Origin of the sequence: Methylomonas subterranea (assembly GCF_024505185.1) — a bacterium.
Lineage (GTDB): Bacteria > Pseudomonadota > Gammaproteobacteria > Methylococcales > Methylomonadaceae > Methylomonas > Methylomonas subterranea.
This window is the reverse complement of record NZ_JANIBJ010000051.1, coordinates 1-25,000: the sequence shown is the minus strand read 5'-3', so window position 1 is coordinate 25,000 and position 25,000 is coordinate 1. Positions and strand designations below refer to the sequence as shown.

21 protein-coding genes are annotated in these 25,000 nt (G+C 57.3%); 8 read left to right on the top strand and 13 right to left on the bottom strand.

Going from position 1 to position 25,000, the window contains the following annotated elements:
- Positions 1-272: 272 nt before the first annotated feature.
- From NP590_RS19055 to NP590_RS19045, 3 genes are all read right to left on the bottom strand, one after another.
- On the bottom strand, positions 273-1,493 hold the full coding sequence (locus NP590_RS19055) for an efflux RND transporter periplasmic adaptor subunit (RefSeq protein ID WP_256604293.1): 1,221 nt from the start codon (positions 1,491-1,493) through the stop codon (positions 273-275).
- A 12-nt stretch (positions 1,494-1,505) separates the two neighbouring features.
- Entirely contained in the window at positions 1,506-4,685 is a 3,180-nt protein-coding gene (locus NP590_RS19050; protein WP_256604292.1) for an efflux RND transporter permease subunit, read from the bottom strand.
- A gap of 295 nt (positions 4,686-4,980) precedes the next feature.
- Complete coding sequence (locus tag NP590_RS19045; RefSeq protein WP_256604291.1) at positions 4,981-6,522, bottom strand: sulfatase-like hydrolase/transferase; 1,542 nt, start codon at positions 6,520-6,522, stop codon at positions 4,981-4,983.
- 750 nt (positions 6,523-7,272) lie between these two features.
- On the opposite strand from NP590_RS19045, the gene NP590_RS19040 reads away from it, so the two are divergent.
- Positions 7,273-7,809: an REP-associated tyrosine transposase gene (locus NP590_RS19040; RefSeq protein ID WP_256604290.1), complete on the top strand. Its 537-nt coding sequence runs from the start codon at positions 7,273-7,275 to the stop codon at positions 7,807-7,809.
- Positions 7,810-7,885: 76 nt separating this feature from the next.
- Here NP590_RS19040 and NP590_RS19035 read toward each other — a convergent pair whose 3' ends face one another.
- Positions 7,886-8,131, bottom strand: a complete 246-nt coding sequence (locus tag NP590_RS19035) for a hypothetical protein (protein ID WP_256604289.1) — start codon at positions 8,129-8,131, stop codon at positions 7,886-7,888.
- A gap of 456 nt (positions 8,132-8,587) precedes the next feature.
- On the opposite strand from NP590_RS19035, the gene NP590_RS19030 reads away from it, so the two are divergent.
- The 4 genes from NP590_RS19030 (at position 8,588) to NP590_RS19015 (ending at position 12,319) form a co-directional block, all read left to right on the top strand.
- Complete coding sequence (locus tag NP590_RS19030; RefSeq protein ID WP_256604288.1) at positions 8,588-9,691, top strand: CDP-alcohol phosphatidyltransferase family protein; 1,104 nt, start codon at positions 8,588-8,590, stop codon at positions 9,689-9,691.
- Complete coding sequence (locus NP590_RS19025) at positions 9,691-10,668, top strand: lysylphosphatidylglycerol synthase transmembrane domain-containing protein (protein ID WP_256604287.1); 978 nt, start codon at positions 9,691-9,693, stop codon at positions 10,666-10,668. Before NP590_RS19030 ends, NP590_RS19025 begins: the two co-directional genes overlap by 1 nt.
- A gap of 208 nt (positions 10,669-10,876) precedes the next feature.
- Positions 10,877-11,566 carry a lectin gene (locus tag NP590_RS19020; protein ID WP_256604286.1) on the top strand — a complete coding sequence of 230 codons (690 nt, stop codon included), beginning with the start codon at positions 10,877-10,879 and terminating at the stop codon, positions 11,564-11,566.
- A gap of 66 nt (positions 11,567-11,632) precedes the next feature.
- Complete coding sequence (locus tag NP590_RS19015; protein ID WP_256604285.1) at positions 11,633-12,319, top strand: class II glutamine amidotransferase; 687 nt, start codon at positions 11,633-11,635, stop codon at positions 12,317-12,319.
- On the opposite strand, the gene NP590_RS20650 is transcribed toward NP590_RS19015, so the two are convergent.
- The 8 genes from NP590_RS20650 to NP590_RS18975 form a co-directional block, all read right to left on the bottom strand.
- Positions 12,281-13,432: a glycosyltransferase family 4 protein gene (locus NP590_RS20650; protein WP_256604284.1), complete on the bottom strand. Its 1,152-nt coding sequence runs from the start codon at positions 13,430-13,432 to the stop codon at positions 12,281-12,283. The genes NP590_RS19015 and NP590_RS20650 overlap by 39 nt on opposite strands.
- Positions 13,387-13,764, bottom strand: a complete 378-nt coding sequence (locus NP590_RS19005) for a 6-pyruvoyl trahydropterin synthase family protein (RefSeq protein ID WP_256604283.1) — start codon at positions 13,762-13,764, stop codon at positions 13,387-13,389. Before NP590_RS19005 ends, NP590_RS20650 begins: the two co-directional genes overlap by 46 nt.
- Positions 13,765-13,778: 14 nt before the next feature.
- Entirely contained in the window at positions 13,779-14,819 is a 1,041-nt protein-coding gene (locus NP590_RS19000) for a zinc-binding dehydrogenase (RefSeq protein ID WP_256604281.1), read from the bottom strand.
- Positions 14,816-15,532, bottom strand: coding sequence for a RibD family protein (locus tag NP590_RS18995; protein ID WP_256604279.1), 717 nt, complete (start codon positions 15,530-15,532; stop codon positions 14,816-14,818). Before NP590_RS18995 ends, NP590_RS19000 begins: the two co-directional genes overlap by 4 nt.
- The gene (gene ribA / locus NP590_RS18990; RefSeq protein ID WP_256604277.1) at positions 15,510-16,166 is read right to left on the bottom strand and encodes a GTP cyclohydrolase II; all 657 of its coding nucleotides are present in this window, start codon (positions 16,164-16,166) and stop codon (positions 15,510-15,512) included. The genes NP590_RS18995 and ribA overlap by 23 nt, the downstream gene beginning before the upstream one ends.
- Before the next feature lie 619 nt (positions 16,167-16,785).
- Positions 16,786-17,544, bottom strand: coding sequence for a superoxide dismutase (locus NP590_RS18985; RefSeq protein WP_256604275.1), 759 nt, complete (start codon positions 17,542-17,544; stop codon positions 16,786-16,788).
- 12 nt (positions 17,545-17,556) lie between these two features.
- Positions 17,557-18,909, bottom strand: a complete 1,353-nt coding sequence (gene chrA / locus NP590_RS18980) for a chromate efflux transporter (RefSeq protein WP_256604274.1) — start codon at positions 18,907-18,909, stop codon at positions 17,557-17,559.
- Positions 18,906-19,853: a chromate resistance protein ChrB domain-containing protein gene (locus NP590_RS18975; protein WP_256604273.1), complete on the bottom strand. Its 948-nt coding sequence runs from the start codon at positions 19,851-19,853 to the stop codon at positions 18,906-18,908. Before NP590_RS18975 ends, chrA begins: the two co-directional genes overlap by 4 nt.
- A gap of 333 nt (positions 19,854-20,186) precedes the next feature.
- On the opposite strand from NP590_RS18975, the gene NP590_RS18970 reads away from it, so the two are divergent.
- The 3 genes from NP590_RS18970 to NP590_RS18960 are packed head-to-tail and all read left to right on the top strand — an operon-like array spanning position 20,187 to position 24,002.
- Positions 20,187-20,663 (top strand): (2Fe-2S)-binding protein, encoded by a 477-nt coding sequence (locus NP590_RS18970; RefSeq protein WP_256604272.1) that lies wholly within the window; start codon positions 20,187-20,189, stop codon positions 20,661-20,663.
- Entirely contained in the window at positions 20,660-22,912 is a 2,253-nt protein-coding gene (locus tag NP590_RS18965; RefSeq protein ID WP_256604271.1) for a xanthine dehydrogenase family protein molybdopterin-binding subunit, read from the top strand. The genes NP590_RS18970 and NP590_RS18965 overlap by 4 nt, the downstream gene beginning before the upstream one ends.
- A gap of 1 nt (position 22,913) precedes the next feature.
- Positions 22,914-24,002, top strand: a complete 1,089-nt coding sequence (locus tag NP590_RS18960; protein ID WP_256604270.1) for an XdhC family protein — start codon at positions 22,914-22,916, stop codon at positions 24,000-24,002.
- A gap of 62 nt (positions 24,003-24,064) precedes the next feature.
- On the opposite strand, the gene NP590_RS18955 is transcribed toward NP590_RS18960, so the two are convergent.
- Positions 24,065-25,000, bottom strand: a 936-nt coding sequence (locus NP590_RS18955; RefSeq protein WP_371927332.1) for a LysR substrate-binding domain-containing protein, incomplete at its 5' end; no start/stop codon positions are given.

The following is a 25,000-nucleotide window of genomic DNA, read 5'->3' as shown; positions in this document are numbered from 1 at the left end:
GACGCATAGTCGCGATTCAAAAGGCCATCATCGCGACTATGCGTCGCTCCTACGAGACTGTCTTTCATTTGCCGGGGCGATGCATCGGTTTCATGATCGTTAGTTAGTGATAATTAATTGTAACTACTCGGCATGGGAGGCAGTCCCTTCTCCCGCTGGGAGAAGGTTAGGATGAGGGAATCAAAATAAAGCCTTTTGCTTTATTTCTCCTCACCCTGCCCTCTCCCGCTGGAGAGGGGCTGTTGTGCTTCGCGCTAAATAGTGGCGAGGATTTAACCCGCCTTGGCCTTTGCCGGGGCGTTTTCCTTGCTGGCGGATTTGGTTTTCACCTCGACCACGCTCACCGTTTCGCCTTCCACCAACAAGTCGGACGGACTCGCCACCAATACATCGTCGGCTCCAATGCCTTCCAGAATTTCCACCTCGCGGCCGAAATCCCGCCCCAGTTTGACCGGGCGGAAAGCAATCTTGTTTTCCACATCCACCACCACGACCCGGGCGCCATCCTTGTCCAACACCAGCACATTGACCGGCACCACCAATGCCGCGCCATGCTTTTCGATCTTGATTGTCACCTCCGCATAGGCACCGGGCAATATTTGCCCGCCGCTGTTTGGAAGCAGGATCTCGGCCTGCCGGGTGCGATTGACGGGATCCAGAGCACCGGCCACCCGCTCGATGCGCGTGGTAATGGACTTATTCGGCTTATCGGTCAAGGTCAAGGTTACCGTCTGCCCGGACTTGACATCGTCGGCGTAAGCCTGCGGCACCCAGACGCCCAGCCTTAGCGGGTCGGTCTGGGTCAAGGCGAATAGTTCCTGGCCGCCTGCCGTGATCAGGCTGCCGACATCGACCGCGCGCCGGGTAATCACGCCGGCAAACGGCGCGGTAATCCGCCGGTAACCCTCGATATTCTGCAAGCGCTTGACGTTGGCCTCGGCGGCCGCCAAATCCGCCTCCGCCTGCAGGAAGGCGCTACGCTTTTCGTCAAACTCCTGTTGCACCGCCGCATCACTATCATTTAACACCGACCAACGCTGCAAGGTGGAGCGTGCCAACTCCAGCCTGGCCTTGACCTGCGCTACCGCGGCGTGGGCCTGCGCCAATTCCTGTTCCAGTTCCGGCACATCGATTTCCGCCAGCAACTCGCCCTTTTTGACGTGGTCGCCGATATTCTTGTGCCAAGCCTTCAAATAACCGTTGCCGCGGGCATTGATACTGGCTTCGGTATAGCCGCGCAAACTGGCCGGCAGCACAATCTTTTGCGTACCTTCGTCCAGCCTGGGGCGCACTCCGATTACGCTGCGTTGCAGACTGGCCGCCGTGGCCTGCCGTAAGCCGGTTGCTTCGCTTTGCTTGATCGCCAGACGCCCGCCGCCGGCCAGCAACAGCAAACACAACAGCGCCCAGGCCAGCCGTTTTACCAGCAGCAAGGTACGCTGGGGGTGCGCAGTGGAGGTGAGGGAGAATTCAGGATGCGGATAATGTGTCATAAGGTAGCGGTTTTATTCGGTTACAAGGAAAACGCCATGGGAACGGCGATGCTCGAGCCAGCGGTGCGCGCCGGCAAAGACCAGGGGCACAAACAGCAAGGTGGAAACCGTGGCGAAAGCCAAACCGCCAATCACGGCGCGGCCCAGCGGCGCATTCTGCTCGGCGCCCTCGCCCCAGCCCAAGGCCATGGGCAACATGCCGACTATCATCGCGAAAGCAGTCATCAATACCGGCCGCAAGCGGGTGGACGCTGCCTCCAGCGCTGCGATGGCCGGCGTGACACCCTCGCTCAAGCGGCCGCGGGCGAAAGAAACCAACAAGATGCTGTTGGCGGTGACCACGCCCATGGCCATGATGCTGCCGGTCAAAGCCGGTATGCTCAAGGTGGTGCCGGTCAAAAACAAGGTCCAGGCAATGCCGGCTAGCGCCGCCGGCAACGCGCTGACGATGATCAGGGGATCCAGCCAGGATTGAAAATTGATCACCAGCAACAGATACAGCAACACAATGGCAACCGCCAGGCCGGAGCTCAGGCCATCGAACGAACCGCGCAGGGTTTCGATCTGTCCGCGCACGGCCAGCTCGACGCCTCGCGGCAACGCCGGCTGCATCTCGGCGACCAGTCGGTCGAGTTCGCGGCTGACGGAACCCAGGTCGCGGCCTTCGACGCTGGCGTAGACATTAAATACATTATCGGTATTGTAATGCGTGACGGCGGCCGGGGTGACGCCGCGCGTTACCGTCACCAGATTACCCAGCAGTTGCGGCGCAGCGCCGCCCGCCCCGCCCACCGGCGTGCGCAGCAGAGCATCCAGGCTGTCCAGATACAAGGGATTGGCCATCACGCCCACATTGACGGTATTGCCATTGGCGGGGTTCAACCAGTACGAAGGCGCCGTCTGCATGCTGCCGCTCAAGGTCAACAACAAATTTTGCGCCAAATCGCGCGCCGACAGGCCATGTTGCTGCAGTTGCCGCCGGTTCATATCCAACTGCAGGGCCGGCCGACTGATGCGCTGATAGATATGGGCATCGACGATGCCCGGTATTTGCCGAATCCGGTTCTGGAAAGCCTGAACATGCGGCAGCACATCGCCCGGCTTGCCGCCGATGAATTGAATATCGATGGGTGCCGGCACCCCAAAATTCAGGGTCTGGCTGATCTGGTCGGCGGGCTGAAAAAAGAATTCCAGATCGGGGAAACGGTGCGGCAACTCGGCGCGCAAAGTCTTGATGTAATCGGCGCTGGGCGCATGCCGCTCGGCGCGCAACGAAATCATGATCTCGGTATCCGCCGATTCCACGGTACCGGAGTTACCGAACAGGGTATTGCGGGTACTGTAAGGGCCGCCGATGATGTCGAGCATGTCTTCCAATTCCCCGGCCGGAATCCGCTCGCGGATCAAGGCCTCCACCTCGTCTATTTTTTTCGGCATCTCCTCGATGCGGGTTCCGGACGGCGCTCGCACATGCAGTCTGATCTGGCCGGCATCCACGGCCGGAAACAAATCCTGCCCCAGCAAGGGCACCAAACCCAGCGACAGCAGGCAAAATCCCAACATCAGGCTCGCATAGCGCAGTTTATGCTTGAGCAGATGACTGGTCAGCACCACATAATGGCCGCGAAACCGCTCGAACGCCCGCTCGAAAGCCAGGTGCAAGTCGTGTAAACCGCGTCCCCGGCCATTTCGGGACGGCGTTTGCAATTTGCCGTGGTGGCCGGCCATGACGTACATCACCAAAGTCGGCACCAAGGTTCGCGACAACAGATAGGAGGCCAGCATGGCAAACACCACGGCCTCGGCCATGGGCACGAATAAACTGCGGGCAACCCCGGCCAAAAAAAACATCGGCAGGAACACGATACAAATGCACAAGGTGGAGACGAAGGCCGGCATGGCGATTTCCGCCGCGCCATCCAGGATGGCCTGCTGGGGCTTTTTGCCCAACAGCATCTGCCGCTCGATATTCTCGATTTCGACGGTGGCATCGTCGACCAGAATGCCTATCGCCAACGCCAATCCGCCCATGGTCATCAGATTGATGGTTTCGCCCAGCAGATACAGCAGCAACAAGGAGCAGAGTATCGCCAGCGGAATCGATACCGCGATGATGCAGGTGGTGCGCCAGTTGCCCAGGAACAGCAGGATCATCGCCGCCGTCAGGCCGGCGGCAATCAGGCCTTCGTGCAGCACATTGCCGATGGCGGCCTTGACGAACAAGGACTGGTCGAACATCAAACGCATGTTGATGCCTTCCGGCATTTTCTCCAGCATTTTGGGAATGGCTTCCTTGACATGATCCACCACCTCCAGGGTGGAAATCCGGCCGATCTTGAAGATGGAAGTCAAAATGCCGCGTTCGCCGTTCTGGCGGGCGATGGTGGTCTGCGGCGCCGCACCGTCGCGCACTAGCGCCACATCGCCGATCAGCGTGGTGACGCCGTTTGCGGATTTGACCGGAATGTCGCCCAGGCGCGGAATCGACGCTACGGCCCCGTTCAAGGTCACATCGTATTCGTTGCTGCCTATCTTGATGGTGCCGGTGGGCAAAATCAGATTCTGCGCCCCCAGGGCATCGGACAAATCGCTGGGCGCCAAGCCGCGCGCCAGCAAGGCCATGGGATCGACGTCCACGGTGATTTGCCGGCTTTTGGAGCCGAACGGATTGGTTTGCGCGACGCCTCTTTTCGCCTGCAGCGTGCTGCGCACGATGTTGTTGGTATAGTCGTTGACATCGGTTTCCGGCACGATGCTGCTGGAAATGCCCAATTGCACCAACGGTAGATCCGAGGCCGAATACTGGATCACCTGCGGAGGCGTGACGTTGGTCGGCAACGAGCGGTAGACCGAATTGCTGCTGGCCATGACTTGGGCAATGGCGGTGCGGATATCGGTACCCGGATGAAAAAACACCTTGATCACCGAAGCGCCGGCATAAGACAACGATTCGCTATGCTCGATGCCATCTATCAGGTTCATAGAGCGTTCGACCGAACTGGTCAGGCGATCGGCGATTTCCTGCGCATTCATGCCGTTGTACTGCCACAGCATCGCCACCACCGGTATGTCGATAGTCGGAAAAATATCGGTCGGCATTTTCCTCAGCACATAAGGCGCCGACAGGATGATCAGTAATGCCGCCACCACAAAGGTATACGGACGGCGAAGGGCAATTTGGACGATCCACATGCTGGATTTGAAAGATGCTTCGGTTGACTGGGGCTGGCGGATACGTCGGACGTATGGCGACCGGCTTTGCGGTTTAGGGATTACAGTTTGAATAGCAAATTTGATGCCAACACGCGGGCACCGATTGATTTAGTTTTCCAACTCCCTCACCCTAGCCGTTCGCGCGACATATCGCGATGTTTTTCGACTCATCGCCAGCGCTCGAACCAAGCCACAGCCTCGATATCTGCCTCTCAGCCAACAAGCAATCAACACGGTTGCTGATACAGCAACAGTTTTTGCCTATTACCAGAATTCAATTACGCAATTCGGCTGCCCCCGAAAAGGCGGCGATAAAACGGTCGCGCATTTCATGCATGCCCCAGACCGGCGCATCGGCGGCCGGCAGCATGCCCTCCGACCAACCCCAGCTTTTCACGGCCTCGATAAGCTTGACGTCGCGGCAAAGCAAATGTACCGGCACATCGTGGCTAGGCGAGTCTCCGGTCACGAACGCGGCCGGTTGATGATCGCCCAATACCAACACAACCAGATTGTCGTCGCCGTAGGTTTTGACATAGGAGACGATAGTGGCCAGCACATATTCGATGGATTTTCTATATTGCAGGCGAATCCGCTCGCTGCTTTGCCAAACCGCTTCAGGCTCATCCCCTTCCCTGGCCGCATTGAAGATAACGCCGTCGGCCACCTGCCGCCAGTCGACCCGTTGCGGCAACGGCGTCCACGGCGCATGCGATGAGATCAAGGCGATCTCGGCCATCAGTGGCTGGCGCCGGCCCGGTTTGCGCTCCAAAAACTGTAAAGCCGATAACGTGTATTGATCCGGCATGGTAATCCAGTTGAACGGCAGGCCTTGATAGCCCAGATCCCGCGCGGCATAGATTTGGTCGTAGCCGAAGTATTCGCCTTGCGGCCAGTCCATGGTATGCGCCGGCTGCACCGCCACGGTACGCCAGCCCGCCCGCCGAAACAGCCGATTCAAAGACGGACGCCGGCTCATCACCAGGCGGTCGTAGCGGCTCTGGCTATCGATCCACAAGCCCGACAGCAAGGTGCCGTGCGCCAGCCAGCTGATGCCGCCGTAAGTCGGCGAAGTCAAAAAGGCGCTACGGGCATGCAAACCCCCAGCGGCAAGCTCAACACCACTCTGTTGCAGCAGGGGGCGCAGATGCGCGGCGTATTCCGCCCGCTCCAGCACGGTCTTACCATAGGATTCTATGAACACCAGCAGCACATCCTTGCCCTTGAGTTTGGACAACAGTACGTCGTCCGCCACATTTGCATAAGGATCGGTTTCGACAACGGCTGCAAATTGCCGCAGATCGGCCATGCTACTCGAAACTTGCCGGACATGCCGCTCCAACAGATCGTAAAACGGCTTGGCTGCGCCCGGCCAGCCGCCAGCCGCCAGTGCGGCCCAGACAAAAAGACCCAGCGACAAGCCGGCCCCGCATGCTTTGGGCGATTGCCGCAACAGCGCCCGCACCCGGCCCAGCAAGGCATGCATCAACCATACGACACCAACCACCAATACCAGCAAAAGCGCCGCCGCCAGATACGCTCCGATCCCGCCGATGGCACCCCGTAAAAGCTGCAGGCCATCGGCCGGAAAACGCGCATCCAGCAGCGGATTGAACGGCCGGCCGAACAATTGATATGTCGCCATGTCGGCTGCTTTGACCAACAGCCCCAGCGTCAGCAGCGTTGCGGCCAGCGCACGCATCAGCCGCCCCGCCGAACCCGGCAACAGCAAAAGCAGCCCCAGTAAAACGGCTTCCAGCGAAAACACCGCAAAAGCCGCCGGCTCCAGCAAGCCGATGCGATTGGGAACGATCAAGAGCCAATAAACCGAAACCAGCGCAAAAACATTCAGCCCAATGGCCGCCCGCCGTCTCCGGCAGTCCTTGACTGTCCTATGTTTTCCTTGCATGCAGAGCCCCGGGTGGGTTTAACGGTTAAATTGGCCGCGCATGTTACCAATAAAAAGCCTTGATGCCAGGCGGAATGCAAGCGTCGGGGTGTAGGATTCAAACCGAGGCGGAAGATCGCTTAATCGCGAAAAAACCGAAGGCTTGGTTTTATTCCCTTTTGCCGTGCCCAGCACCGAAGGCTTTTAACGGAAACTGCCAGCAGAGGGCGGCGCGGCATGGCTGCCCCGCGAATACTCCACTCATGTCATTTGGAAGTAAGCGGAAATGTGGCGATCGGCCCATACGCGCCATCCTAGCGCTCGAACTTCGTGTGCCGCCGGCTGTCGGGCCCAGACCCAACTACTAAACATGTCGGGTGATACAAAAAGTGAAAAGCGTGCCAGTTTATTGAAAAACCGATAAAAAACCGATTGGACTTAGTAATTATGGCCTGAAGGGGAAACAGGTGTGCAACTGCGCGGACATAAAAAGTGCTTTCTCCGCAAAAGCGCCTTTTTCAACACAATCGACCCGAAAGAGTCAGACACCAGTTTCTGGTGAACGACTGGTCTAGCCTTTACAGCAGGCAATTAATCCCAGTAGTGGGGTCAATATTTCAAGCTGGCTGTAGGGCGGATAAGCGTAGCGTCATCCGCCAAATCGGTTAAACTCCTTTCATGCCAAATTATCGACGCAATCGCATTCCTGGCGGCACCTATTTTTTCACCGTTAACTTGCTCGAACGAAAATCGATGCTGTTAATCGAGCATATTGCAGCGTTACGGGAAGCGGTGCGAGTGATCCGGGAAAAGCAGCCATTTCATATCGATGCTTGGGTGGTTTTGCCTGATCATATGCATGCGATTTGGACATTACCGGCCGGCGACGATCAATATTCCAACCGATGGCGAGCGATAAAAAAAGCCTTCTCGAAAGCGATACCTAAAACCGAATATCGTTCAGCAATCCGAATAAAACGCCACGAGCGCGGAATATGGCAACGTCGATTTTGGGAACATACCATTATCGATGATGCCGACTATGTGGCACATATGGATTACATCCATTACAACCCGGTCAAGCATGGTTGGGCAGTCACAGTTAAGGATTGGCCATATTCAAGTTTTCATCGCTTGGTCAAGATGGATATTTATCCGTTAAATTGGGCGGGGTTGGACTTGCCATTGTTGGAAGTGGGTGAACCGGAAAATTGACGGTTTTATCGGCGGATGACGCTTCGCTTATCCGCCCTACGGCCCTTAACATATCATTTCCTTTGTTAATTTTGGTCTATTTTTTTAACTTCAAATAATTGTTTAAAACACCATCATCGCTCATACATCCAACTTGTTTTTCATTTCCCACCCACTTGGAGATTTCTTTTATCGTTAAGATTCCATTTTCCAAACTCAAAGCAGCATCGGAATCCATAAGCGTTGCCGACTTTCCGTCTTGTTGAATGCGAACAGCCAGAGCAGGAATTTTTCTCCAAGGCCATAAGGTGCGCTGACTATAGGGTGCTGCCGTCAGGCGCACCGTTCGCGATCGTTGCGCCTCGCATGGCTCGGCACAACCTATAGGTGGTCGCACCTTTTTGGGGTTACGGCTGGCGGCTGTAGATCAATCAGCAGACCTTCGCCATAAAAACCATCTGTCCACTTTTGGCCGAACTCGCTCCACCATAATAAAGGGTGCGAACGTTTTCAGTATTAGTGGCGCAAAATCCGGAATTTCTCCTTATTTGCGGCAAAATCGGGTATGACGTGTGACGCACACAATAGAAAAATCGCTTTAAAAATCAATAGACTACTTTTCACTAATTCCGCCACCCCGGCAAAACGAGCTTAGGGTGGCGTTACCTATTAAAAGCCCCTCGGTTTGAATCTCACCCCAACCGCCCACCAAGCCTATCGACTGGGCGAAACAACAAACGAAAACTGGCACAACTCATGCTGTAATTTAGCCAGCATTTCAATCCCGTAATCCATGGTCATGCCCTCAAACCAAGATATTGCCCTCCGCTCCCTGAAGCAGGAATTACAAATCCTGACCTCCATCGGAACCGTATTTTTATTGCTCGGCTTTTCAATCGCTACCTGTAAGGCCGACTGGTTAACCGCCGGACAATGGCTGCTGCAAGCCGGATTGTTATGGGGATTCGTCTGCCGATTCGCTGGAAAAAGGCTCAGTCAGAACAGAGCCGCCGCAGATACCCCGCTATACAACAGCCTGGGCTGGGGCAACCGCCTGACCCTTCTGCGCGGCGGTCTGATTGCGCTGACCGGCGGCTTTTTGTTCATCGATCTGCCTGTCTGGCCGCCGGCCTTGCTCTACGCCCTGGCAGCCCTGCTCGATCGCGCCGATGGCTACGCGGCCCGCCGCGGCAAACAAGTCAGCCTGCTGGGCAATGAACTGGATATCAGCTTCGACGCCCTGGGACTGGTAGTCGCGCCGCTGCTGGCAATCGGCCAGGGAAAATTACACGCATCTTATCTGCTGCTGAGCGCGGCGTATTATGTCTACCAATGGGCTCTGCTACGCCGCCGAACTCGTGGCCTGCCGATTTACGCCCCGCCGCCCAACTCTTTACGCCGCGCCCTGGCCGGATTTCAGATGGCTTTCATCGCCGTGGCGCTGTTGCCGTTTAGCGACCCGGCCTTCACCAGAATCGCCGGCACGGCCTTCATGCTGCCTGTACTGTTCGGCTTTGTGATGGACTGGCTGGTAATTTGCGGCAGCATGCGGCTACAAACCTATAACAACTGCGGCCTATACAGTGAGCGCCTATTGCAACCAGGCTTGCGGATAATTTTGGCGATTTTGCTATTGCTAACGGACAGCGAACATCCGTGGCTGAGCACCGGCCAACCATGGCTGTTGGCCGGCATGACGGGCTTGATACTGCTCGGCATTGCCGGCAGACTGGGCGCGCTGATCCTGCTGTTCCTGTTGGACCAGTACTTCCACGCCTCCACCATCCCCGCATCCGTGATTGTGCTGGTTTTCGCCAGCAGCTGGTTATTGTTGCTCGGCACCGGCCGCTTCAGTTTGCAGCCATGGGGCGAGGACTGGATTCAACGTTATGACGGCGCCTGATGTCCTGGCTTAAAAGCTTACCGCTGTCACTGTGGCTGACGGCACTGCTGCTGGCGGGCGGGGTGCTCGGCCACCTGCCGCTTGCCGCTATCGGCAACAGCATAAGCAGCCTGTCGTCCGGGCAATGGCTGGGCTGGACAGCACTGAATCTGAGCATCATTTCGCTGTCCACCCAACGCTGGCAACTGCTGACCGACATGCTTAAATTGCCGATAAATTTCAGCGAATTACTGTTGATACGCCAGGCCGGTCAGGCGGTGAGCTTCATCACCCCCGGCCCGCAATTCGGCGGCGAACCCTTGCAGATTTACTGGTTGCATCGCGGCCGCCAAGCACCGCTGCACCGCAGCTTGCTGGCTTTGGGCCTGGACAGATTTTACGAGTTATGGATCAATTTCAGCGTATTGCTGCTGGCCGTGCTGCTACTGGCATCGCCGGCAGGTAATGCCGGCGACTGGCGGTCTATTTTATCGATCCTGGCATTTGTGTTACTGGCGTTGTCCCTGTTTGGCCGCCTGATGTTGCAACAGCCGCAGCGAATTTTGGCTTGGCTAAACCGCCTGACCAGACAGTGGCAGCATCATCCTCGCCTGCAAAACAGTCAGGCACACTGGCAGCAACTGACTACCGAGCTGAAACAAGCCGTAGCGAGGCAAAAGCGGGTGCTGCTGCAGGCATTTATGCTATCCCTGTATGGATGGGCCGGACTCATCGCCGAATTGTGGTTGTTGCTGAGCTTTTTCGGCTTGGAAACCGATTTTTCCGCCTTTCTGCTGATTTTTGTCTCCATGCGCCTGTCCTTTCTGCTGCCGCTACCGGGCGGCGTCGGCTCGCTGGAAGCCGCGCTGTTCTGGGGCTTTCACACTCTCAACCTGCCCCTGGAGGCTGCCATGGGACTGATTGCGTTGATGCGCTTGCGGGATGCGGTTCTATTGCTGTCGGGATTCATCTGTCTGCGGCTGTTGCAAAGACGGTAAGGGTAAAGCAATGACCCACGGCTCCGGCAAATGTATCCATGCAAACAGCCTATCAACACGCACTGACCGTGCAACAGCAGTTAGCGATCAACTCACAGTTTAAATCTTTATATTCCTTGAGAATTTCATTCGGCACGATACCTGCAAAAGACTTTATTCGGAGCTTGGCTCAATACCTTTTGCTAATACACAAGAAGAGAGAAGAAGAATGAAAAAAAACCGTTTTGTTGCCGGCCTGCTCGTTTTGAGCGCCAACGCCGCCTTCGCGCAACAACCACCCGCCGACGCACCCAAGCCCCCGCTGGGCTTTTTCGTCACCAGCAGCGGCAGCGGCAAGGGTGCCGATCTGGGTGGCTTGGCGGGCGCCGACGCCCATTGCCAAAAACTGGCTGGCGAGGTTGGCGCGGGAAGCCGAAACTGGAAGGCCTATCTGAGCACCCAGGCCGATGGCAGCCAGCCCGCCGTCAACGCGCGCGACCGCATCGGTAAAGGACCATGGGCCAATGCCGCCGGCACCATCATCGCCAATGACCTGGCCCATCTGCACGGCGACACCGTGGAACTGGGCCAACTCGGCAACAACGTTCATAAAAAAACCACGCTGACCGAAAAAGGCACGCCCATCAACGGCGTTGGCGACACACCCAACCAGCACGACATCATCACCGGATCCCAGCCGGACGGCAGGGCCTACACCGATGCCGCCGACCATACCTGTAAAAATTACACCAGCAGCGGCGAAGGCAGCGTCCGGGTAGGCCATTCAGACCGCACCAACGGCGGCAGAACCGGCGGCAACGTGTCCTGGAACTCCACCCACGACAGCAGGGGCTGCAGCCAGGAAAACCTGGTCAGCACCGGCGGTAACGGTTACTTTTATTGTTTTGCCGCGGATTAAACAAAGCGGGTGGGCCGGCAGCGGCCCACCCTTGCGAAATCCCCTACCCATTAGCCATGCAAACCTATGTGTCTGATCATCCATAAACCCAAAGGCGTTCACGTCGATCTGGATCTGCTGCATTCAGCCAGTCAATTCAATCCGCACGGCTATGGTCTGATGGCATTCAGCGGCCCGCAAAAAATCAGCGTGCACAGACACCATGCGACGCACTTCGACGAATTGCGCCGCGCCTATTTGCAGGTGGCCAAATACGAATGCGTGATACATCTGCGTTTATGCACCCGCGGCAACATCACCCGCGCCAACACACACCCGTTTCGCGTCACCGAATCGATTTACATGGCGCATAACGGCACGCTGGACATTCATTGCCGCCTGCCCGGCCGCTCCGATAGCTGGCATATGGTGAACGATTACTTGAGCCCCCTGCTGCTGCGGGCGCCGAAAATATTGCAAAGCCCGGCGTTTCAACAGCACATGGCCGCCAAAATCGGCCCGCACAACCGCATGGTGTTCATGGATGCTCAATTACGCAAAACCGTTATCATCAACCGCCCACTGGGCGTTGACTATCAGGATTTATGGCTGAGCAATACCAAGTGGTTCGACGCCGACCGTTTCGGGCTGGCAAGATCCGATTGCCCCAATCTCGCACCTCGGCCGGCTATCAAGCCCCAGCTCAAGCTTTCCCCGACATTGCGCGGGTCCAAATTATGCCCCATCGTCCTCTCGTCGGCCGTAGCCCAATAGGTATTGCCGAATGACCCGGCAACTATCATCCCAGCAAGCATAAGCGGGATAGGCCGCCAGCGCATTTTCGCTCATTACCAGTAACAGTTGCCTATCCCGCTGCAGCGTTTGCAAGTGATCCGCAAGTCCATCCGCATCCGCCGGCTCAACCAGATAGCCATTGTCACCGTGCCGGATAATCTCCCTGGCGGCTCCGGCCGTGGTACCGATGACCGGCAAACCGAATTGCTGCGCCTCCACATAGACGATACCGAAGCTTTCGTAAGCGGACGGCAGTACCATTAGATCATGTTGTTCATACAGGTCGGCGAGAATCCGGCCACGCACGACACCCTTCAGGCTGACGCGCCCCCGTAGCCCAGAAGCCCGAATAAGGTTTTCAATGTAGGCCACATAGCCCGGCTCCATGTCCAGGCGTCCGGCGACCGTCAGCCGAAAATCCTCGGGGGCAAGCTGCATCAAAGCCTGGATCAGCACATGCAATCCCTTGCGGTGGATGACATTGCCGACCAGCAAAATGTTTAACGGCCCCGGCTTCAACGCACGCCGGCGAATGCATTCGACATCCGGCATTGCGTCCGGAAAGTTGTCGCCCGCCGGCACGGCAACGCAATGCGGCGGCAGCCTCCCGTCCAACAATTGGCGCGCCTGCGCCAGCGTGGTTTGGCTGTTGGCGATGATGCCCGAGACGGATTTCAGATAGCGGCGTTCGACGATGCGGTAGAGCCAGCCGCCGTAGCAGGCGTGGCGCTCGAAGCTAGTCAACAGATGCACCAACGTAAGTACGGGGATGTTGATACGCCGGTTCAGCAGAAACAGGGCGGGGTGCGCCATGGCATCCTCGATCAATATGTCAAGGTTGGCGGCGGCGATGCGTTGCAGACAGGCGTTGCCGAAGTTATCCGCCAGCTGGCGCCAATAAGCCCGCCGAGGCAGACTGATCACAACCACTTCATCGCCCATGCGTTGCAAATAGGCCAGCAATTTACGGTTGTACAGATAACCACCGCTGATGGACTCCAAGTCGCCAACCATCAGCAAACCAATCCGCATCGGCCGTCGGCCCTTCAAAATGCCTTGCGGTAGGCGGCCCAGCAGTTGGCATTCTCCCACAGCTTTACCCGTAAGGAACCCGTGCCGGGCGGCGCTATGGCGGCCAACAATTTTTCCGCGATAATGCGGCTGAAATGTTCGATGCTGGGATTGAGGCCGGCGAACTCCGGTTTATCGTTGAGCAACTGATCGCGAAAATCAGCAACGATGGCGTCCAGCGCGGCTTCGATGGCGACGATGTCGACCAGATAGCCGTGCCGATCCAGTTGTTCGGCTTCGATACGCACTTCGGCGACGTAATGATGGGCGTGCGGAAAATTTTCACTGCCCCAGTCGCCGCCGATTAGAAAATGGTTGGCAATGAAGTCCCGGCTGACGGCTACACTATACACTTTGTTTCCCTTGCTTAATAAATGAAAATGGCTTGCAGAGCCTGCTCCGGCGTACGATCCAATAACCGATAAATATTGCCGGCCTGCCCCAGGACTGCCCGGTGACTGATCAAGCGCCGGGGCCTCAGGGCGCGAATCATGTCCCAGGCTAAATCGAAGCGCCGCTGCTTATCCCAGCGTCCGCTCAATGCCGGCGCAATCGTGCTGACCTGACTGCCGATGAATTGAATCCGGTGACGGTGCGCCGCTCCACCCAACCGCACGGCACCGGCCTTGCCGCCGTACCAACTGCCGATGACGATGCGCCCCGAGTAGGCGCATAAATCGATGGCCAGATTCAAGGCCTCGGGCGCGCCGCTGACTTCGTAGACCAAATCGGCGCCGGAACCCGCCGTGGCCGGCAATTGCACCGGCAACCGCAATGCTTGTTTCAATGATGCGATTTGAGTCTCGTTGGCCGGATCGAAGGCTTGCGACACGCCCAAACGCAGCGCACTGGCGCGGCGTTCGGCCAAGCCATCCAGGGCATATAGCTTTGCCAACGGAAAGCGCGCCAACACGCCGGACAACAACAGGCCAACTACGCCCTGCCCCAGCACCAGCGCCTTTTCGCCCAACGCCGGGTTGCCGTCCAGCACCAAATTGACCGCCGTTTCCATGTTGGCCAAAAACACCGCCGCTTCCGGCTCGATATCGTCCGGCACGGTTAGCAGTTGGTCCGGCGCTGCAATAAAATGGCTGGCGTGCGGCTGAAACGAAAATACCCGCTTGTGCAGCCAGCCGGCATCCACGGCGGCGCCGAGCCGTTTGACCCGGCCCACGCAGGCATAACCATATTGCAGGGGATAAGTCGCCGCTCCTTGCAAGGATGCCAGAGAGGCATCCAGCGAAATATCGGTGGGCAGCTGACCGCGATAGACCAGCATTTCCGTGCCGGCACTGATGGCGGAGCACTCGCTTTGGACCAGCAATTCATTTTCCGCCGGCTCCCGTAGCGGCGTTTCGCGAATTTCGACCCGGTACGGTTCGCTAAACCAAAGTTGTCGAGACCTCACCAGTCCGTCTGCTCCAGATAGCGCAGATTGCCCCACATTATCAAATCGTCACCCAACATCTGCGAATACAAAGGACGTATTTGCGGCAGGCGGCTCTTGCAGCCGATCTCCAGATTGCCGACACCCTTGTAGCCACCCACCAGAGTTGGTGCAATGGTCAGCACCAGCGCATCGGCCAGCTGGGCTTTCAAAAACGCGGTAATCACATGACTGCCGCCTTCCACCATCAGAGTACGAATGCCCTTTTGCCACAACAGACTCAATGCCTCCCGCAAATTAACCCGGCCTTCGGCGTCGGCCTCCAGCGTAATGATGTCGGCCTTGCCGTCAAACCCGCCGGTTGCCTTTAAGCGGGTCAGCACCCAACAGGTCTTGTCGGCGCGCTGACACAGCCGTGCCGTGGGCGGCATGCGCAATCGGCTGTCCAGTACGATGGGTTGCGGGTTGGCTCCCGGCCATTCGCGTACCGTCAACTGCGGGTCGTCCGTCAGCACCGTGCCGATACCAACCAGGATACCGTCGTGCAGGCTGCGCAACTGATGGGTCAAACGCAGCGATTCGGCCCCGCTCAAGCCCAGCGATTCGCCGGCGCGGGTAGTGATGCTGCCATCCCAACCTTGCGCGTAACTCAGCGTCACAAACGGCCGTTTGGCGGACTCCGCTACTGGCCTTTGGGCCGCCAGCCAGGCTTCAATCCGCTGATTCAAGATCATGGAGACGGTTAAACTTTGACGAGATTTCCGACGGTTCAATCCGCAACAGGTGATCCATGCGCCGGGCCTTGGTCAACAAATAGCCTTCGTTGTCGGAATGGACTCCGGCTTCCAACGGAAAACGCGCATCAACCCGTATACCTTCGGCTTGCAGACTGCTGATCTTCAGCGGGTTATTGGTCAATAAACGCACCGACTTCACGCCCAGATCTTCCAGAATGCGCGCCGCCAAGGCATAGTCCCGCTCGTCCGCGCCATGGCCCAGCAACAGATTGGCATCGACCGTATCGTATCCTTGATCCTGCAAATTATAAGCCTTCAATTTCTCCAACAGGCCTATGCCGCGGCCTTCCTGCCGCAGGTAAACCAACACGCCCGTGCCCTGACCGGCAATCAGTTGCAGCGAGCGATCCAATTGTTCGCCGCAGTCGCAACGCCTGGAACCCAGCACATCGCCGGTAAAACATTCCGAGTGGATGCGCGCCACCACATTCTCCGCCCCGGCCACCTCGCCCATATAAAAGGCCAGATGTTCCTTACTATCGGAGGTGTTGCCGTAATAGCAGAGTTGAAATTCGCCATATTCAGTGGGAATGCGGGCGCGGGCCATGCGGGTAACAGTGGGTTTGGCCATAATCCAATATCTAAACAGTTAGGGTTGATCCGACGATTTGCCGAATCGCCGAGGCAATTTACAAGACGCTCGGTGTGCGGCGCTGGGGCGCACAAACCATGCATGGCACGGCCTTGTTGGGCCGGCATCGTTGCATTTCGACTTGCTCAAACCGTTTAACAATCAATATACATGCCACATTTCAAAACGCCGTTTAAAATGACAACGCTGAATTTGATTAGGTGGAAAATGCTGATGGACAGGCAGATTCTGTTGATGCGCTGCTGAAATATCAGCAGCGCGGAAAATACTTGCCGTGAAAGAAATAAATTGTGCGGGGATGCGGTTGCTTGCTGGACAGGCGTCGGCGGCAGAGATGCAGCCGACGAACTTACACGGATGTACTCACGGCGTCCTGTCCGGCAAGCAACCGCACCATGGAGAGCCACTTTCGTGGGCCGGGGCGATGCCAAGCCTTCATCATCATTAGACCGATAAAAAGCCGCACAAACCGGTTATTAACCCGGCCCATAAATATCGTCGCTCCCGCGAAGGCGGGAGCCCAGTGGATGCCATGGATTCCCGCCTTCGCGGGAATGACGAATGCAGGGTATTTAAGGGCCGGGTTAATAATGCAAAATCATGCCGCCCGCCGGGCCAAGGCAACTATTTTCAGCGCTTTTTCCAGCCGCAAGGCCACCGTTTCCCAATCGATATTGCGGAAAAATGCGTCCAGATAGCTCCCGGCCGCCGCGCCGTAGTCCATTTGATACGAATGCTCGTACATATCCAGTACCAGCAACGGCAGCGCGGCGGCCGGAGCATGGGCATGATCGCCATGCCAGTAATTTTCCAACCTACCGCTGTGCAGATTCAGCCCCAGCGTCACCCAACCCGAACCGCCTCCCAGTCCGGCGCCGATGCGACGAAACTCTTTCTCCCAGGTTTCAAACGAGCCAAACGCCGCGCCGATGGCTTTGCGTAAAGCCACATCCGGCACACCTTTGCTGCCCAGATTGCCAAAGTACAACTCATGCAACACCACCGAGCCGGTACGCAGCAGATGTTCGCGCTTCAGGTCGTTGTAAAGATAAGCCGGCAGCGCACTGTCCTCCAAAAACACAGCGAGTTTTTGCTTGACTGCATTCAAGGCCTTGACCGAACCGCCGTAGTTGTTCTCCCAATGCGAACGGATCAGCTTTTCCGACAAGCCATTGAGTTTGGCCGGATCGAAACTCAAGGGTTGAGGGACATGTTCGGCGGCAAAGGCGCCGGGTAAAACCATCAGATCGCTATCAGCCGCTTCCGCGGCCATTGCCGCTTGCGGCGTAAGTATCGATAAGGCGGCGCCGGCGGCGGCCACGCTTAAAAAATCGCGACGTGTAGTATCGTTACTCATAGACTTACTCCTTTAAATGAACCACGGCTGAACAAACAGCCACAACCAGCCGCACAGGCCGGATATGGCGATGACGGGAATAACCCCGATTTTGAAACGAAATAAGGCCAGAAACGCGGCGACACTCAAAACGGCCGAGAACATATCGAAGCGGCCCGCCAGCCCTTCCGGCCATAAGGCGTGGTAGGCGAAAAATACCGCCAGATTGACGATAACCCCCACCACGGCGGCGGTAACCCCGGTCAAGGGCGCGGTAAAACCCAGCTTGCCGTGAGTGCTTTCCACCAGCGGCCCGCCGATCAGAATAAATAAAAAGCTGGGCAGAAAGGTGAAATAGGTCACCAGCACGGCCGCCAGCGTACCGGCCAAAAACAAATTCTCGCTGCCCACCGCCTGCCCCCAGCCCGCCACGAAGCCGACAAAAGTCACCACCATGATCAACGGCCCCGGCGTGGTCTCGCCCAGCGCCAGACCATCCATCATTTGTTGAGGGCTAAGCCAGTGATAATGTTCGACCGCGCCCTGGTAAACATAGGGCAGCACCGCATAAGCCCCGCCTATGGTCAGCAGCGCGGCCTTGCTGAAAAACCAGCCCATCTGCGTCAAGGCGCCTTGCCAGCCGAACCGCGCGCATAGCGCGCCCAACACCCCGCCCCACAGCAGCAAACCAATCAACAGCAGCCTACTCAAGCGAGGCCAACTAAAATAGGCATGACCGGGTACGGGGGTTTCATCGTCGATCACAGCCGAACCGTAATGGGTTGCCCCCGCGCCATGGCCGCCGCCCAAGGCAAACACACGCGGCGCCAGTTTGCCGCCGGCCGCGCCCACCAACGCCGCAACCAGCACGATCAGCGGAAACGGTGCCCGTAACAGAAATATCGCTAGAAATGCCGCTGCCGCCATCATCCATAGCCAGCGGTTTTTCAACGCCCGCGAACCGATGCGGAATGCGGCGAACAGCACAATAGCCGTCACTGCGGGTTTGACGCCGTATAACAAACCCGCAACCACCGGCAAGTCACCATAAACCATATACAGCCAGCCTAAACCGATCAGCATGAATAAGGAAGGCAGAAAAAACAGGCTGCCGGCAACGATGCCGCCGGCGGTTTTATGCAACAACCAGCCAATATAAGTAGCCAACTGCTGCGCCTCCGGCCCCGGCAGCAACATGCAGTAATTCAAGGCATGCAAAAACCGCCGCTCGCTGATCCAACGCCGCCTCTCCACCAATTCCTGATGCATGATGGCAATCTGTCCGGCCGGACCGCCAAAACTGATAAAACCCAGCTTTAACCAAAACAACAGGGCCTGACGAAAACTGGGTGCAGGTGGGGCAGATTGTGCTTGCTTGGCATTCATACGCGATTGTCTCCAGTAATCTGAGTTTTAAAGGCCGTGTACAAACCGTCGAACACAGCACTCGCCAAATTCAGCAGTGCGTCGTCGTCGCCGACACTGCCAAGCAAACCATTGAGCACGCTTTCCACGCCAATGGCTTCGGCGGGCTGTATGCCGCCGACATCCAAAAAATGCACCAAGCCGCCGATGCGCTGCAAAGCCGGTTGCTCAATCGCAAAACTGGCCAGCAACACCTCAAAACTGACTAACGCGCCAACGTGACTAAAAGCAGCGCCGTCGAAATCGAAACCGATGGCGTCCGCCGGGCAATCCGCCGGGGATTCCAGCCACAGAAATACCGCGCCCGAATCGATAAAACGCCGGATCAACCAGGCGCTGGCCAGCCGGTCTACCTTGGGGCGGCGGCGCGTAGCCCAGCGCCGGCCTTGGTAGTCGGCGATTTCCAACTGGAGAATATCGACGTCCATTGCTTGCGGCTCATCCGCCGACAAAGCCCTGGCAATATCACGTTCCAGTAGCGACAAGGCCCGCTCTGCTTGCGCTTGCGCCTGACCGGGAAAAAAATCGATGGCCTGCAATTGGGCAAATTGCTTACGCAGTTTTCGGCATTGTTTTTGCGCATCGCCGGCATGGTTGGCAGACAGGCTTTGCCTGAGCAACGCGACTTCTTCGACCAGGACGGCAAAATCGGCGCCACGCTCAAACAAACTTCTGAAATTGACATCAACTGGTTCCTCGACTGTCAGTATCCGCGCCGAACCGCCAACCTTGACTATGTCTTGCGCGATACCGGCCAGGATCTCCCGGCACGGCGAGCGCCGCGGCAATAAATACACCCCATCGCGCAACACAGCGGCACCCGCCGCTTTAAGGCCGCGCCATACACGCATGCGTAACGAGGTGTTTTCAGTGGGCAAACTGATAATGAGTAAAATCCAATCCATGAAATTACTCTACATATTTGTTACATACTTTACAAATATTTTTTCGGCACAATACAGCTAGCAAATCCATCAAAAGAAAACAGACCGCAACAAGCTGTTGTCATGGCAACAGCTCATCCGCAACGACTGCTCCGCATTCAACAGTGCGGCCGGCCATGCGTCTGGCGGCCAACGCTTTCCCATTACACCGGCCACTGAAATCCGGGCCTCCATCCTGACCGGTACGAAATCTGCATACGATTTTGGCTTTAGCACAAGGCCGCCGCATCCTTTTATTGCTATTACAGCTCCAAGCCGGCGGCCGACGTTTTTTCTCCTCAACCATTCATTATCATGAGCCAATTTACTTTGAGTGTTAACGGCGAAACCCGCTCAATAGACATCGCCGGCGACACCCCTTTGCTATGGGTGTTGCGGGACCATTTGCAACTGGTCGGCAGCAAGTTCGGTTGCGGCATCGGCCAGTGCGGTGCCTGTACCGTGCATCTGGACGGCGAACCCACCCGGGCCTGCATCACGCCTGTCAGCGACATCGGCCAGCGCAAAATCACCACCATAGAAGGCCTGTCCGCCAACGGCGAGCATCCCTTGCAAATAGCTTGGCGGGAACTGGATGTGCCGCAATGCGGTTACTGCCAGGCCGGACAGATCATGACCGCCGCGGCATTGTTGAAAAAATCGCCCCGACCTTCGGATCAGGAAATCGATGCCGAACTGGAAGGTAATCTGTGCCGCTGCGGCACCTATTTGCGCATCCGCGCCGGCATCCATCGCGCCGCCGAAATCGCCGCCGCCCGGGAGACAGCATGAATAACCCCGCTCCGCAAAACCCTTCGCGCCGCGCCTTCATCCGTAATTCCGCCCTGCTGGGCGGCGGTTTGGTGTTGGGTGTATATGTCACTCAAACCGACACATTCAAGCACTGGATAGCCAAGCCAGATGAGGCCGCCGATTCCGTCGAATTCAAACCCAACGCCTTCATCCGCATTGCTCCCGACGGCACGGTGACCTTGATCAGCAAGCAGCCGGAAATCGGCCAGGGCATCAAGACCTCGCTGCCCATGGTGATTGCCGAAGAACTGGAAGTGGACTGGCGCGATGTGGTGATCGTGCAAGGTGATCTGGATCCCGTTTACGGTAGCCAGAGCGCCGGCGGCTCGCGCTCGACACCGACCAATTACGAAGAATTCCATAGACTGGGCGCTACCGCCCGTAATCTGCTGATTCAGGCCGCGGCACAAATCTGGCAAGTGCCGGCTGACAACTTGCAAGCACGCGACAGCGCCGTGCACGACCCGGCCAGCGGCCGCAAATTGAGCTTCGGCGAGCTGACGACTACCGCAGCCGGCCTGCCCTTGCCGCCCCCCGGCGAGGTCAAGCTGAAAGACCCTAAGGACTTCAAACTACTCGGCACCCGCATCGGCGGCGTGGATAATCCCGCCATCGTCACCGGCAAGCCCTTGTTCGGCATAGACGTGCAATTGCCCGGCCTAAGATATGCCACTTACGTAAAATCACCCGCTTTCGGCGGCAAGGTGGTCAGCGCCAATCTGGACGAAATCAAGGCCCTGCCCGGCATCGTCGATGCCTTCTCCATCGACGGCACCGAGAATCTGAAAGGCTTGTTGCCTGGAGTCGCCATTGTCGCCGACTCCAGTTGGGCGGCATTCCGCGCCCGCCAGCAACTTAGAATAGTATGGGATGAAGGCAAGGTGGCCGAGCAAAGCTGGGCTGATTTTTCCCGCCAAGCCCAAGCCTTATCCAAACAGGTCGGCGCCGAAGTATTGCGCAAGGACGGCGACACCGACGCCGCCTTAAAAACCGCCGCCAAAGCCGTTGAAGCGGCCTATCAATACCCGTTCATCTCACATGCCAGCATAGAACCTCAGAACGCCACGGTTTGGTTTAAAGACGGCGGCGTCGAAATCTGGGCTCCGACTCAGAACCCCGAAGCCGGACAAAAGATCGTCACCGAAACATTGGGTATCCCCAAGGAAAAGATCACTCTGCATATCACCCGTAGCGGCGGCGGATTCGGCCGCCGCCTGATTCCCGACTATCTAATCGAGGCGGTAGCCATCGCCCAGCGGATCGATGCGCCGGTCAAACTGACCTGGACCAGGGAAGACGACTTGCAGCACGATCAATATCGGGCCGGGGGCTTTCATTTTCTGCGCGGCGGTCTAAACGAACAGGGCAAACTGATTGCCTGGCACAACCATTTCATCACCTTTTCCCATCCGGTTTTCAAGGACGGCAAAAACAGCCTGGAACTCGGCAGCGGTGCCAACCTGTCCGGCGACGAGTTTCCGGGCCGCTGGGTGGAAAACTGCCTGCTGGAGCAAACCCCGCTGGCATGCGGCATTCCGATGGGGCCGTGGCGGGCGCCGCGCAGCAATGTGCTGGCCTGGGTGTTTCACAGCTTCATAGACGAACTGGCGCATGCCGGCGGCCGCGATCCGCTCGAGTTCCGTATGGAGATTCTCGGCGACCAGGGCTTTCTGCCCGGTAGCGGCGAACAGGGCATACCCTACGACGTCAACCGCATGAAGCATGTGTTGCAACACGTGGCGGAAAAAGCCGAGTGGGGTAAAAAAACCTATCCGCGCGGCCAGGGCCAGGGCATCGCCTTTCATTTCAGCCACCGCGGCTATATCGCCCAGGTGGCGGAAGTAACCGTGTCGCCGGACGGCAAACTGAAGGTTGATCGGGTGGTGGTGTCGACCGACATCGGCGCGCAAATCGTCAACCTCAGCGGGGCTGAAAATCAGGTGCAAGGCTCGGTGATCGACGGTCTGGGCGCGCTGATGTTCCAGGAACTGGATATAGACAAGGGCCGCATCGTGCAGAGCAATTTCGGCGATTACCCGATGATACGCATCGCCGATGCGCCGACCCGAATCGACGTGCATTTTCTGAAAACCGATTTTCCAGTTACCGGCTTGGGCGAGCCGGCCTTGCCGCCGCTGGCGCCGGCCGTCTGCAACGCCATTTACGCCGCCACCGGCATCCGGGTGCGGCAACTGCCGCTGTCGCGTACCGATTTGAGCTGGAGCTAGCGTGTCAAGGCTCCACCATCTGCTATCCGCCTACCGGCATTTGCGCCAGTGCCCGGAACCCGTGGTGCTGGCCACCATCGTCGAAACCTTCGGTTCCACGTACCAAAAAGCCGGCGCCCGCATGTTGATCGACCTGGACGGTGAATTGACCGGCTTATTGGGAGGCGGCTGTTTCGAGCGGGATCTCATCGAGCATGCCCGCTCGGTATTCGACAGCGGCGACACCAAGACAGTGTTTTACGACATGCGTTCGCCGGACGATGCGGTATGGGGACTGGGTCTGGGCTGTAACGGCGCGGTCAGGATATTTCTGCAGTTATTGACGGCGGCTGACGATTTCAGCCCCTTGAATCTGATCGCCGAGGCGGCCGAGGCGCGACAACCCGGCAACTTGGTCACCATCACCGAATCGGCGCATCCGGATTTTGCGGCGGGCCATAGCCTGTTTCTGCCGGTGGCCGATAAGTTGCAACCCTGGCCATTCTCGTTGGCGACGCTACCGCAAAAACCGCTATTCGAATTGCATAGCATAGGAGGGCATGAGTTTCGGGTGTTTTACGACCCACTGCAACCGCCCACTCACCTGCTGGTACTCGGCGCAGGCGACGACGCCAAGCCGCTGGTGCGCTGTGCCAAGGCTCTGGGCTGGCGGGTCAGCGTGGCCGACCACCGGCCGGCTTATCTGACCGACACCCGTTTTCCTCAGGCCGACCTGTTGCTGCACGCGCAACCGCAAACCTTGGGAACCCATCTGGATTTAAACCATTTCAGCGTCGTCGTGGTGATGACCCACAATCTCGACCACGACCGCCGATATTTAGCGGCGCTTGCCGACACGAAAATTCCGTATATCGGTTTATTGGGGCCGACTCAGCGGAGGGAACGCTTGCTGCAAAGCCTGGGGACTAGCAGCGAGTATTTATCCGAGCGGGTTCACGGCCCACTCGGCCTCGACATAGGCGCGGAAACACCGGAAGAAATTGCCCTGTCTATCGTCGCCGGCATACATGCCGAATTGAAAGGCCGCGGCGGCGGACAACTGAGCCAAAAGAATAACAACACCTATTTGCAAGCCTGCCACCCGCAATGACTGCCGTGCTTGGTTTGGCGATGACCCAGGCACACTTCCATGGAGCGAGGCCGAACACCTCGCTAGCTCTTGGTAACGGTTTGATTGCTTTGAGTCAACAATTCGCCGATGAAATATTTCAAATATGACGGCAGGTAAAGTTCTTTCAAATAGGCGACTTTGGTTCTGGAGCGCGGAATATGCTGGGATAAATCCACCGCCTGCAGGTCGCTGTCGTTGCCCGGCTCATACGAAGTGCTGGCAATGATGCCGACTCCCAAACCCAGCCGCACGTAGGTTTTGATGACATCGGAGTCCGCGGCGGACAGCATGACGTCCAGATTCAGTCCCGCGCTTTTAAAGGCCTTTTCAATATTGGAGCGCCCCGTGTAACCCGGAGAATAGGTTAACAGCGGAAATGAAGCCAGCCGTTCCAGACTGATCCCGCTCATTGTCAGAGGATGGTTCTTGGGCACGATGGCGACGTGGTGCCAGTCGTAACAAGGGGTGATCACCAATCTGTCGTCGGCATCCAGCTTTTCGGTGCAAATGGCGATATCGGCTTTGTGATGATGCAGCAAGTCGATGATTTCGCCGGGCGACGACTGCACCATGTAAATCTTGATGCCGGGATATTGCAGACGAAAATTGCGAATCGGGTTCGGCAACAAATATTTGGCCTGGGTGTGGGTGGTTGCAATATGCAAGGTACCGTTACGGTTATCCCGATAATCCTTGGCGATGGTCTGCATGTTGCGCCGCGCCAAATCGATGTGTTCTATTTCCGCCATTATCCGCGCGCCCAGTGGCGTGAATCCGGTAATTTTTTTGCCGGCCCGCAACAATACCGGGCTACCGAACTCCTCTTCCAGCAACTGAATCTGCCGGCTGGCCGCGGACTGGACGATGCCGAGTTTTTCTCCCGCCTTGGACAGATTGAACTTGGTTTCATCGAGTAGCCGTAATAATTCGAGCTGGCTGAAGTTCATTTGCACACCCCCATAAATTTTGAAAGCATT